The following is an 11,862-nucleotide window of genomic DNA, read 5'->3' as shown; positions in this document are numbered from 1 at the left end:
GCGATATGTATGGTAAACGCAGCGCTGAATTTCAGCCAATACAAGATATCATTACCCAAACAGATAAATTTGTGTTCATCATTCCCGAATACAATGGCAGCTACCCCGGCGTATTAAAATTACTGGTTGACGCCTGCACCTTTCCGGATAGTTTTTACGATAAGAAGGCGGCCCTTGTGGGCCTGTCATCAGGAAAATATGGCAATATCCGTGGCATTGACCATTTTACAGGGGTTTGCCATTATGTGCATTTAAATGTGATGCCACTGAAAATACATATTGCCTCTATCCACAAAGAACTTGACGAGCATGGGCAACTTTTTAAAGCCGATACTATCAAATTTACTGACGAGCAGATAGATAAGTTTATTAAGTTTTAAGGCGCATTTATAATATTTATATAAATATCATAAATTCGTAAGTAAAGAAACGTACTATAGTCCTGTTAATGCGCTGGTTTAAAAGAAAAAGTTCTCCTCCGGAAGATGCAATCAAAGAAGCATTAAAAAATCCGGATGGATGGGTTTATGAAATTGACCAGGTTTACAAAAATAAAGAAGAGGTTCCTCCGCACGCTATAAAAGGCGCGTGGAAGGTTAATTCAAAAGGAATTATTATAGGCGACTTTATTCCCAATCCCAATTACTCACGTTTAAATGAGTCGGATAAAACTTAGAAGCCTGCCATGACCTTTCATCCTCTCACCGTTGCTACCCTTTCAAACAAACAAAAATTAAGTAAAAAAGTTAATTACTAAGAAAATAACACCTTGGTAATGATGAAGATCAGCACAATATATTTACTTATTATTGGCCTGGCTATAAGTGCCTGCAAGCATAAAAAAGCCAGTAATTATAACAATACCGATACCGTGGCCAACAAAGGCGATCAGGAGGTGAAACTTGATGCGCCCTATGCTACCAAGGCTGTCAAAAATTTTTGCGAGGTGATTGGCTGGCCAAAGGGCAAAATGCCTGTTGCACCTCAAGGTTTTACTGTAAGTTTGTATGCTGATAGCTTGGCCAATCCGCGAAATATTTATGTTGCGCCTAACGGTGATATTTTTGTGGCCGAAGCCAATACCGAGGTTACCGGTTTAAAAAAGATCGGGGCCGATATTGTTGGCATCAGCAAATCGCAAAACATGGGTAAAAGCGCTAACAAGATCCTGCTTTTTAAAGATACTAACGGCGATGGCCAACCTGATAGCAAGATCATTTTTTTGGCGCAGTTAAATCAGCCCTTTGGTATACTTACCCTGGGCAACTGGTTTTATGTTGCCAACACCGATGGCCTGTGGCGCTACCCTTATAAGTTAGGAGATACAACCGTGAGCGGCAAGGGCGTAAAAATTTTGTCGCTCCCTGCCGGAGGCTATAATAACCACTGGACGCGCAACCTGCTGGCTAATAAAGCCGGTACAAAAATTTATATATCAGTGGGCTCAGGCACCAATGTGGCCGAGCAGGGCATGGCAGTTGAAAAACGCCGTGCCGATATCCTGGAAATTAATCCTGATGGTAGCGGCGAACGTGTTTACGCCAGTGGCCTGCGCAACCCGGCAGGTATTGATTTTCAGCCCGGAACCGAGGTGTTATACGCTGCAGTAAATGAGCGGGATAATTTGGGCGACAATCTGGTCCCTGATTATTTTACCAGTGTAAAGGACGGCGGTTTTTATGGCTGGCCCTGGGCTTATTTTGGTCAGCATGAAGACCCTGATCACAAGAATGCAAACCCTGAAATGGTAAAGAAAAGCATTGTACCCGATTTCGCACTCGGCGCTCATACCGCCTCTTTAGGACTTGCCTTTTACAATGCTGAAAACTTCCCGGAGCACTATAAAAACGGCGCCTTCATTGGCCAGCATGGCTCATGGAACAGTTCCAAACTGGTTGGCTATAAAGTAACATTTGTCCCCTTTGCTAACGGCAAACTAACCGGTAAAATGGAAGATTTTTTAACCGGTTTTATAGCCGATAGCGCTAAAGCCAAAGTATATGGCCGCCCGGTTGGCGTGGCTGTTGCCAAAGACGGTTCGCTATTGGTAGCCGACGATGCGGCTAATAAAATATGGCGGGTGCAGGCCAATAAATAACAGCTATTGCTTTTGCAGGCACCAGGTGGTCATGCAGCGCAGGTTTTGCACATTGGTAGTTTTAATAGGCTCGTAAAGCAGCCCGTTTAAAGCTGATGTATACCCGAGCAACATTTGCTCGTTAACCAAAAAACGTTCGGAACCATCGGGTAGCAGGTAGCGACCATTCCCGACATTTTGTACCAGATTTTCAATGCCAATGTCTGACGCCAGCCGGGCGAACAGATAGCCTCCAGGTTTCAATACCCGCCAAAGGGAACGCACCATGCTATCAAAATGCTGTTTATTTTGAGCAAAATGCAGTACTGCGCTGCAAATCACCAAATCAAAAACATCATTGGCAAAAGGCATATCCTCTACCCCGGCTACACTAAAATTATCCAACTTATTCTGAGGCGATAGCATAGCCGATAGGCGTTTAACCTCCTCTACAGCCTCAGCACTTTGATCAACACCATAAACTTCGTAACCGTTTTGTAAAAAGTACACCAGGTTGCGCCCGCCGCCACAACCGGCATCCAAAACTGTTTTACAGCTGTCAAATCGTCCTTTCAATAGCTGATCGAACAGGTAAATATCAATATTACCGAAAGTTTGCTGTAGGCTATTTTGCATAGAATAATGATTTTGGGAGCGAAAATTAAGGATTTCCTGTGTAACATTTCGGCCTCGATGAAATCTCAATAACATGGAAACAATCATTTATCTCGTTACAAGAATCGTTCTGGTGGGTTGCTTAGTCATCCTGTCAAGCACCATCATCCCTTTGCAAGGTGCAGACAAATACTCAGGAGAATAAAAACTCCAACGGTTGTCTGCCTCTGCTTTCTCCGTTAAAACTCCTAAATTTAACCCAATGATTTTCGATTTCAGGTTAAAGGTTTTTTATACGGTTGCGCAAAGGCTAAGCTTTACCAAAGCTGCTAATGAGCTGTTTATTACTCAGCCAGCTGTTACCAAGCATATCAAAGAGCTGGAACAACAACTAAACATTCAATTGTTTAAGCGTAACGGCAACAACATTACCCTTACCGCTGCAGGCAAAATATTAATGCAGTATGCCGAAAAGATCTTCCATACCTATACTGATCTGGAAACCGAACTTGCTCAACTCAACAATGTAGAAGCGGGAACACTACATATAGGCGCCAGTACCACAGTAGCCCAAACCATTTTACCCAAAATACTGGCCCTGTTTAAAAAAACATACCCTGAAATTATCTTTAACTTTATACAGGGCAATACCGACTACATCTCCCAACTTATTCTGGACGAAAAGATCGATATTGCCATAGTAGAAGGGGCTGCCCATTCGCCTCAACTGGCTTATTCGCCTTTTGCTAAGGATGAGGTTGTATTGGTAACCAGGGCAAATAATAAGCTATCCAAAAAAGCCGAAATAACACCCAGGCAACTGCTTGATATACCGCTGGTTCTGCGCGAGGCAGGTTCTGGAACCCTTGATGTAATCTTTAATGCGCTGGCCTCTGTTCAGATCATGCCCAAAGACCTTAACATTGAAATTCAGCTGGAAAGCAGCATCGCCATAAAACAATATTTATTGTATTCAGATACAGCGGCTTTCCTGTCTATCCAATCGGTACTGAGTGAATTGAAATATCATGAACTCAGTATAATTGATATTAAGGGGATGGAGATTTTCCGCACTTTCCAGTTTATTCAACTGCACGGCAAAAACAGCAGATTGATAGATCTTTTTAAGCGTTTTTGCCTTACTAACCATAACATAAAGTAATCTTACATTACTTTATATAATTTGATAAGCAGCTCAGTTCTATCCACATTTGAGTGCTCATTAAAAGCAGTTGTTTATGGATCATATCAACACCGATATTTGCATTATAGGCGCAGGCCCGGTAGGCTTATTTGCCGTTTTTGAAGCCGGATTACTCAAAATGCGCTGTCATCTGATTGATGTGTTGCCACAGGTTGGCGGCCAGCTGTCTGAAATATATCCGCATAAACCTATTTATGATATTCCTGGCTACCCGGAAGTAACCGCCCAGCAATTGATTGACCGTTTAATGGAGCAGATAGCCCCTTTTCACCCTACATTTAGCTTGGGCGAGCGAGTGGAAACGCTGCACAAAAATGACGATGAATCTTACACCATCCAAACCAATGATGGTACTACCGTTAATTGCCAGGTGGTGGTTATAGCAGGCGGACTGGGTTGTTTTGAACCCCGAAAGCCTGAAATTGACCGCCTGATAGAGTTTGAGGGTAAGGGTGTTGCTTACATGGTTAAAAATCCAGAGCTGTTTCGCGATCGTAAAGTGGTACTGGCCGGTGGTGGCGATTCGGCGTTGGACTGGGCCATATTTTTGGCCAACGTGGCTGAGCGTGTTACCCTGGTGCATCGCGGCGATACTTTCAGGGGAGTACCTGATTCGGCCGAGAAGGTTTTTGAGCTGGCAAGGGAAGGCAAGATAGATCTGGTTCTGAAATCAAATGTGGTTGCTTTAACAGGTGATGGCCATTTACAAGAGGTTACCCTGCTTGACCGTAGTAACAATGTTAGTCATATTGCTGCCGATCATCTGATACCCCTGTTTGGCCTGAGTCCTAAGCTTGGACCAATCGCCAACTGGGGCCTAAACATTGATTTTTCGGCCATTGTAGTGAATACCAAGGATTACAGTACTAACGTTGAACGTATTTACGCCATTGGCGATATCAACACCTATCCGGGTAAATTGAAGCTGATACTCTGCGGTTTCCATGAGGCCGCGCTAATGGCTCAAAGCGCCTTTAAATACGTTTATCCCGAACAAAAACTGAGCTTTAAATACACCACCGTTTACGGTGTTACCGAGTTTTAGCCATGATCAACTTAACCATTGAAGACCGCGAAGGGCATCGCGCCCCGGTCGAAATACCCGAAGGCATCAGCCTTAGCCTGATGGAGGTTTTAAAGGCTTCTGAATATGAAGTATTAGCCACCTGCGGTGGCATGGCCCTGTGCGCCACCTGCCATGTACAGGTGCTGGAAGGCCCTGAACAATACTTTACCGCTACAGATACTGAATTGGACATGCTGGACACCCTCCCCAACGCCGGCCCCGATAGTCGCCTGGCCTGTCAGATTCACATTAGTGAGGAAATGGATGGGATGGTGTTCCGATTACTTTAAGTTATTTTAAAACTAATTACGTAACTGTTTAGACCTCATTTTTTAACATAAAAACGCTCAAAAAATTGATTTTTTTGAGCGTTTTTGTTTAAAATCAGCTGAAATTTATCAGTTTTAAGCCATTTTTAGTCCGTTTTGGAGAGGGTGTTTTTCTACAAAAGCATTCTTTTTGTCATTCCGAGCGCAGCGTGGCAATCGCGAATTGCACAGAGAAAATTTGCAATGTTCGCGATTGCCTCGTCGTTCCGCTTCCCAATTACAATTTGTAGATAACACCGCAAGTTCCGGGTTTTAAGCCGCCGTGCAATTGGGCAATTTTGAGTATGCAAAAGCATTTCAAATTATAATTATATGCACCAGATCAGTGAACCCAACATTTTATATTTCGGCACACCGGTAGTACTCATCAGTACGGTAAATGAGGATGGCTCTTATAACTTAGCGCCTATATCATCAGCTTTTTGGCTGGGTTGGCGCTGCATCATAGGCATTGCCACCACTTCAAAAACAGCTCAAAACCTGCAGCGTACCGGCCAATGTGTTTTAAACCTACCATCGGTTAATGAGGTGCAGGCGGTTAACCGGCTGGCACTTAAAACAGGGATGAACCCTGTACCGCAGGCAAAACAAAGTCGCGGATATTATTATGAGCCCGATAAGTTTGGTATATCCGGGTTTACTCCCGTTCCGTCACAAAAGGTAAATGCGCCGCGGGCAATGGAGTGCCCGGTGCAACTGGAAGCCCATGTGGCCGAAATACATCCTATTAGCCAGGACAATGAACTGCAACGCGGGCGCATCATCACCCTCGAATTAAAAATTGTGCAGGTTTACCTGGAAGAATCCATCATCATGAACGGCGACCCTAACCGCGTTGATCCCGACAAATGGCGGCCGCTCATCATGAGCTTTCAGCAGTTTTACGGTTTAGGCCCTCAATTGCAGAATTCAGATCTGGCCAGCATCCCCGAGCACCACTACAAAAGCCCGGATATGGATATTGCAAGAAACATGAGGAAGATTGTAGAGGTAGTAAACAATTAGTTTAACATTGTCAATTTATTAACTACCAAGAGATTAGTACAGCGTGTGCTCTTGGTAGAAAGCATAAAAAAAGAGACGCCTTCCATGCGTCTCTTTTTTTATGCTTTCGTCGGTTTATGCCTCCACGTTTCTGCGGGCAGCTATTTTATATTGTGGCTCATGAAGTATAGGAAAATTGCAGGAGTTGGCAATAAAGCACACTTTATTAGCCTCCTTGTGCAGTTCATTGGCTTTATCAATCATACTTTCGTCGGTAATGGTAATAACCGGCCGTAGTAAAATAAGGGTAAAGCAGCCACTTCCGTTACCATTTTCCATCATTACTCCTTCGGCCTTATCTTCATAAGCAGTTACAATGATACCGGCCGTAGTACAAAGGTGCAGGTACCACAACATATGGCATGATGAAACCGAGGCCACCAACAAATCTTCGGGGCTGTATCTTGATTTATCGCCGCGAAAGCTGGGATCTGATGACCCTAAAATTGGGTGTTTACCATCAATATTAATGTCGTGGTTCCGTTCATACGCTTTGTAGTCCTTTGTCCCTTCTCCTGTGTTTCCGGTCCAGGTTACGTTTGTTTGATAATGATGATTTTTCATAGATGTAATTTAAAAAGAGCTTAAACCAGCTAAAACCCGATTGCTGCTATTATTTTCATTAGTTTGATCAATAAAACCGTGTTAATAGTTATATTATTAGGTCTTGAGTTTTTTAGTAATGTTGAAGACCAAATAAGTGCCCTGCTTTGTTCCAATACTATATTACGCCTGAGATGATAAGAATGGGACAAAGCCGGCAAAATAATGCCGCAGACATTGTTATTGGCCGGATGTCTGCTTATTTGTTTTTATGTGGGTCAGGTTTTGAATTTTACCTTCACCAAACGACCAATTTTCTTTGCCACCGTTTTCAACCAATATAATAATCACATCATTGATTAAAACAGGGGTTTCGGCAGCTATTTTATCCGCGATGGCCGCGTATAATTTTGCTTTTTGCTCATCACTACGTCCCGAGCCGGCAGTTATTTGTATATACACCATGTTACCGCTATGCGCTATACCTAAATAGTTTTCGGGGTAGTACAACTGCCGGGCTTCCAGCTCCTCGATAACGTGAAAGTAATCATCGGCCGGCACATTAAATTCGGCCATTAATGATTGATGCACCGCCTTTGATATTTTGTCTTTCGCGCTTGCAGACAGTGTTTTTAATAAGCTGATTCGTACAAAGGGCATATAAAACTAAAATTACAGATAAATATTTAACACAATTATCCTGTTAAGTTTTTCAGCCAATTATCACTACTGTTTTTAATGAATATTACCATTAATTGACATATACCGGCTAACTGATGAGCCATCGATCATCAATTCCGAGGAAACTATCTTATTGCTGAATGTCACGAAATTTAAAAGCTATGAGGCGTCTGCAATTTTAACAGACGAACGATTAGCCTTTATGACTGCAGATTACTTACCCTTTCGCGGGCGCGCTTTGGCAAATACAGGTTTCCGCTTTGCTTATCATAGTTTAGCTTAAGGTAAGTAATTAACCAGTTGCCATCTATTTTTTCAAGCTTGGTATCATATGATCCGGAAATGGTCCATACCTCGTCTCCTATAAAATGATCGGCATTACCAATGTAATGTACATCTGCCTCATGACCATGCAGCTTTACCCTAAACTCCGAAATATGGTGCTGGGTACTATCAAACCCTGGCATAAATGATGCCCAGGCTTCTTTTATTTCCAAAGGTGTTTGTACGGCAGGTTCGCCCCCAACCATTGAGGTATAATCAAGCAATACACTATCAGCAAACAGCGTTTGCATGTATTCCCAATCGCGATCATCCACGCTTTTAAATAAATTATTAATTGCCTGAATTATTTTTGAGCCTTCCATACCTTTTTAGATGCTAAGATTACAGATTTGTTTCAAGCCGGGGGGCTTAAATTAATAAATGGTGTTTTCCGCTTATTTAACAGACTTAACAGCAGCGCTGTTTATAATATTACCTGTTAGTTTCAGGCACTGTAGTTTCGCGTTTTAGCTTTTCCTGAACACCCTGATTTTCAGCCAGTAACTAAAGTTATTCATTTATTGAACAAATATAAGCAATGCTTAATTAAAAAGCATCTGTTTTATTGGTAATTAATAAATTGCTGGCTCATAAATTTAAAAATACGGTATCTTGTGTTGATTATGGTAGGTATGTTTTAATGGGGTCAAAAATAATTGAGGCCGCCTGTCCAATTTTTCAGTTAGTATTCGTCATACCGTTTTAACCATTAAAACTTTAAAAATCATGAATGATTTCTTATTAATTTTCAGAAGAGACCCTGCTACTGCCCAAACCGAGCAATCGCCCGCACAACTTCAGGCCTGGATGAAAGAGTGGATGGACTGGATAGGCGGTATTGCCGCGCAAAATAAACTGGTTAGCCAGGGTAACCGTCTTGATCAGGATGGCAACGTGGTAAAGGCCGGTGGCATTGTTACCAATGGCCCTTACGTTGAGGTTAAGGAAGTTATTGGCGGCTACACCATCATCCGTGCCGAATCAAAAGAAGAAGCTTCAGAAATGGCGATGGGTTGCCCTATACTAAAAGTTGGGGGCAGCGTTGAGGTACGTGCCATAATGGCTATGTAATGACTTGCCTTAAACAGGTTGAAAAATTGCTTGAAAACAGTTTTCAACCTGTTTTTAATAGTTGACCGAACCACCTGGTTATATTCCATGTTTTAAAGAAGAAGGATGCCTGAAAACCCAATAAAAAATAATGAACTGCTGCCGCATTTGTTCCGTACGGAGTACAGGAAAATAACAGCCGTACTTTACAAGCATTTTGGTTTTGAGTATCCGGAAATTGCTGAGGATATTGCCAGCGATACTTTTTTAACAGCCTCAGAAACATGGGGACTAAAAGGCCTGCACGATAATCCTGTAGCCTGGCTGTACACCGTGGCCCGCAATAAAGCCAAAGATTATTTAAGACGCGATAATTTATTCGATCATAAAATTTCGGGCATATTGCAAGCCGAATATACCGGCTGGGAAGAAAAAGAGATAGACCTGTCTGACCAGCATATTAAAGATAGCCAGCTGCAATTGATGTTTGCTATTTGCCAGCCCGTGCTAACCGCAGAAGCACAGATTGGTTTGGCGCTGCGTATTTTGTGCGGTTTCGGCATAGATGAAATTGCCGACGCTTTTATATCAAACAAAGAAACAATTAACAAACGCCTGTTCAGGGCTAAAGAAAAGTTGCGCGAGCAAAAGGTTAAGATTGAGTTTCCGGCAGGGGCTGAATTGGATACCCGCATGCAGGCGGTTTTAACCACCCTGTACCTGTTATTTAATGAGGGTTATTATTCCACCAGTAAGGATACCACTCTGCGCCGTGACCTTTGCCTGGAAGCCATGCGCCTTACTCATTTATTAATTGAAAATGAAAGCACCAACCTGCCCGAAACCAATGCCCTCATCTCGCTGATGTGTTTCCACGCCTCGCGCTTTGATGCCCGCATTGATGAAAACGGCGAGATGATACGGTACGACGAACAGGATACCAGCCTATGGAATGAAGAGTTGATATTAACCGGAAATAAGTACCTGAACCTGGCCGCTACAGGCAGCAAGCTCAATAAATACCATCTGGAAGCTGCTATTGCCTACTGGCACACCATCAAAAATAACACCACCGAAAAATGGGAAAACATATTGCAGCTGTATAATAGTTTACTGCTCATCAGCTATTCGCCTGTAGCTGCTCTTAACCGTACCTATGCCCTTTATAAGGCTCGCGGCGCCGAACCTGCTATTACCGAGGCCGAAAAACTACAACTTAACAGCAACCATTTATATCATGTATTACTGGGGCACTTATATACCAGTGTTAACCAGCCAATTGCCGTTCAGCACCTGCAAACTGCCCTTAAACTGGCCAAAACCGCTAACGAAAAAAAACGTATACGTAAAGATCTGGAACTGATTAGCTCATAAAATTTAACACATATGGCTACCGATGAATTATTAACCAACCGCGTACGTGAAGCATTGAGCGGACAACCTGTTGTTGATGAAGTAAAAATGTTTCAAAGCATCTGTTTTATGGTTGACGATAAAATGTGCATCTGCATTCGTGAAGACGGTTTGCTATGCCGTATCGGGAAAGAGCAGGCTGCCATTGAATTAGAAAAAGGCGACTGCCGCCAAATGATGCATGGCAACCGGGTGATGAAAGATTTTGTATATGTAGACCATGAAAACCTGCGTACCCATAAAGATTTTGACCACTGGATAAAACTTTCGCTGCAATTTAACAAAGTGGCCAAATCATCAAAAAAAGGGAAGAAGGGATAAAATAGCTATAAATAAACTATACGCTGTTAGTGCAACATAAAAGTATGTCATTTCGAGGAGGAACGACGAGAAATCTTATACGAGCGACAAATTCGCTGACATGTGGTACAAGATTTCTCCTTCGCGCCACGCATTATCCCCGCCCATGCTCATCGAAATGACAAGTTTTTTCTATGAGCTCCGCTGCCGCAAGTGGGCCAATTATTAAACCAAATCCCCTCTTTATTGTCATTTAAACACTTTAATAGTTGCCCCCAGAGTATAAACACGAATTGCCGTATTTTTTTTTCTGTTTCTTTTATTTATAATTACCTCGATTGCAAACTACATTATTCCAACGTCAAACCTTAATAATATAAAATGCTTAAATACTCCAAACAAACCCGGTTATTGTTGGCTGTTGATTGTATAGTTTTTGGATTTGACGGAGAAGTTTTAAAGCTGTTGCTGATCAAAAGAGGCTTTCAGCCCGAAAAAGGAAACTGGAGTTTGATGGGCGGTTTTGTACAAGACACCGAAAGCCTTGACCAGGCTGCCAATCGTATCCTGAAACAACTAACCGGTCTTGAAGGCGTGTACCTTGAACAATTATTCACCTTTGGCGAACCAACCCGCGACCCCATTGAGCGCACCGTATCTGTAGCTTATTTTGCCCTGATAGATATACAAAAATATCAAACCCAAATGAGCTCCGATTACCAGGCCGAGTGGTTTCAGCTTAAACGCACCCCTAAACTGGTATTTGACCACCAGGAAATGCTGGAGCAGGCCCGCAAGCGCATCCGTTACAAAGCGGCCATGCACCCTATACTGTTTGAGCTTTTACCTACCAAATTCACTATACCACAATTGCAAAACCTATACGAATGCGTGTTTAACACCACTATTGATAAACGCAATTTTAGCAAAAGGGTACTGGCCACCGGCTTACTTATTAAACTGGCCGATAAAGACAAGGCAGGCTCCAAACGCGGCGCGTATTACTACCAGCTTAATATGCAAAACTATTACGCCAAGTTTCAGGCCTTTATGAATTTTATCCCCAACCCTGATACGCTTTAATAGCAAAATATTTTATTGATTATTGGGAGTATACTGATAAACTACTTCATAGGGCTTGTTCTTTAGCTTAGCCGCTATCTGGCCTATTTTCAGATCTTCGGGCTGCGGGGTAGGCTCGCAAAGAGAATAAGTT

The 11,862-nt window shown here is 42.6% G+C and carries 15 protein-coding genes; 11 read left to right on the top strand and 4 right to left on the bottom strand.

Translation table 11 applies throughout. From position 1 onward, the window contains the following. The 3 genes from AAGC65_RS21245 to AAGC65_RS21235 all read left to right on the top strand — a co-directional run. On the top strand, nt 1-380 hold a 380-nt coding region (locus tag AAGC65_RS21245), incomplete at its 5' end, for an NAD(P)H-dependent oxidoreductase (protein ID WP_343114470.1). A gap of 68 nt (nt 381-448) precedes the next feature. Then, nucleotides 449-676 (top strand): hypothetical protein, encoded by a 228-nt coding sequence (locus AAGC65_RS21240; protein WP_343114469.1) that lies wholly within the window; start codon nt 449-451, stop codon nt 674-676. 99 nt (nt 677-775) lie between these two features. Continuing rightward, entirely contained in the window at nt 776-2,098 is a 1,323-nt protein-coding gene (locus AAGC65_RS21235; RefSeq protein WP_343114468.1) for a sorbosone dehydrogenase family protein, read from the top strand. Between the two features lie 3 nt (nt 2,099-2,101). Here AAGC65_RS21235 and AAGC65_RS21230 read toward each other — a convergent pair whose 3' ends face one another. Continuing rightward, nucleotides 2,102-2,713 (bottom strand): class I SAM-dependent methyltransferase, encoded by a 612-nt coding sequence (locus AAGC65_RS21230; protein ID WP_343114467.1) that lies wholly within the window; start codon nt 2,711-2,713, stop codon nt 2,102-2,104. 241 nt (nt 2,714-2,954) lie between these two features. Between AAGC65_RS21230 and AAGC65_RS21225 the strand changes: the two genes are divergently transcribed. From AAGC65_RS21225 to AAGC65_RS21210, 4 genes are all read left to right on the top strand, one after another. Further along, nucleotides 2,955-3,854 (top strand): LysR substrate-binding domain-containing protein, encoded by a 900-nt coding sequence (locus AAGC65_RS21225; protein ID WP_343114466.1) that lies wholly within the window; start codon nt 2,955-2,957, stop codon nt 3,852-3,854. 76 nt (nt 3,855-3,930) lie between these two features. Further along, entirely contained in the window at nt 3,931-4,941 is a 1,011-nt protein-coding gene (locus AAGC65_RS21220; RefSeq protein WP_343114465.1) for an NAD(P)/FAD-dependent oxidoreductase, read from the top strand. A 2-nt stretch (nt 4,942-4,943) separates the two neighbouring features. Further along, entirely contained in the window at nt 4,944-5,252 is a 309-nt protein-coding gene (locus tag AAGC65_RS21215; RefSeq protein WP_343114464.1) for a 2Fe-2S iron-sulfur cluster-binding protein, read from the top strand. A 351-nt stretch (nt 5,253-5,603) separates the two neighbouring features. Beyond that, on the top strand, nt 5,604-6,296 hold the full coding sequence (locus AAGC65_RS21210; protein WP_343114463.1) for a flavin reductase family protein: 693 nt from the start codon (nt 5,604-5,606) through the stop codon (nt 6,294-6,296). 114 nt (nt 6,297-6,410) lie between these two features. On the opposite strand, the gene AAGC65_RS21205 is transcribed toward AAGC65_RS21210, so the two are convergent. From AAGC65_RS21205 to AAGC65_RS21195, 3 genes are all read right to left on the bottom strand, one after another. Continuing rightward, on the bottom strand, nt 6,411-6,899 hold the full coding sequence (locus AAGC65_RS21205; RefSeq protein WP_343114462.1) for an OsmC family protein: 489 nt from the start codon (nt 6,897-6,899) through the stop codon (nt 6,411-6,413). Between the two features lie 219 nt (nt 6,900-7,118). Beyond that, on the bottom strand, nt 7,119-7,538 hold the full coding sequence (locus AAGC65_RS21200; protein ID WP_343114461.1) for a tautomerase family protein: 420 nt from the start codon (nt 7,536-7,538) through the stop codon (nt 7,119-7,121). Between the two features lie 221 nt (nt 7,539-7,759). Beyond that, entirely contained in the window at nt 7,760-8,206 is a 447-nt protein-coding gene (locus tag AAGC65_RS21195) for a nuclear transport factor 2 family protein (RefSeq protein WP_343114460.1), read from the bottom strand. Between the two features lie 403 nt (nt 8,207-8,609). On the opposite strand from AAGC65_RS21195, the gene AAGC65_RS21190 reads away from it, so the two are divergent. From AAGC65_RS21190 to AAGC65_RS21175, 4 genes are all read left to right on the top strand, one after another. Continuing rightward, nucleotides 8,610-8,954 carry a YciI family protein gene (locus AAGC65_RS21190; protein WP_343114459.1) on the top strand — a complete coding sequence of 115 codons (345 nt, stop codon included), beginning with the start codon at nt 8,610-8,612 and terminating at the stop codon, nt 8,952-8,954. Nucleotides 8,955-9,059: 105 nt separating this feature from the next. After that, nucleotides 9,060-10,307 (top strand): sigma-70 family RNA polymerase sigma factor, encoded by a 1,248-nt coding sequence (locus tag AAGC65_RS21185; protein ID WP_343114458.1) that lies wholly within the window; start codon nt 9,060-9,062, stop codon nt 10,305-10,307. A gap of 12 nt (nt 10,308-10,319) precedes the next feature. Further along, nucleotides 10,320-10,667: a TfoX/Sxy family protein gene (locus AAGC65_RS21180; RefSeq protein WP_343114457.1), complete on the top strand. Its 348-nt coding sequence runs from the start codon at nt 10,320-10,322 to the stop codon at nt 10,665-10,667. Nucleotides 10,668-11,027: 360 nt separating this feature from the next. Next, nucleotides 11,028-11,729, top strand: a complete 702-nt coding sequence (locus AAGC65_RS21175) for an NrtR DNA-binding winged helix domain-containing protein (RefSeq protein WP_343114456.1) — start codon at nt 11,028-11,030, stop codon at nt 11,727-11,729. Nucleotides 11,730-11,862 lie beyond the last annotated feature (133 nt).

Origin of the sequence: Mucilaginibacter sp., assembly GCF_039207105.1 — a bacterium.
Taxonomy (GTDB): Bacteria; Bacteroidota; Bacteroidia; order Sphingobacteriales; family Sphingobacteriaceae; genus Mucilaginibacter.
Note: the sequence above shows the minus strand (reverse complement) of the source record. Positions and strands in the feature narration are given on the sequence as shown.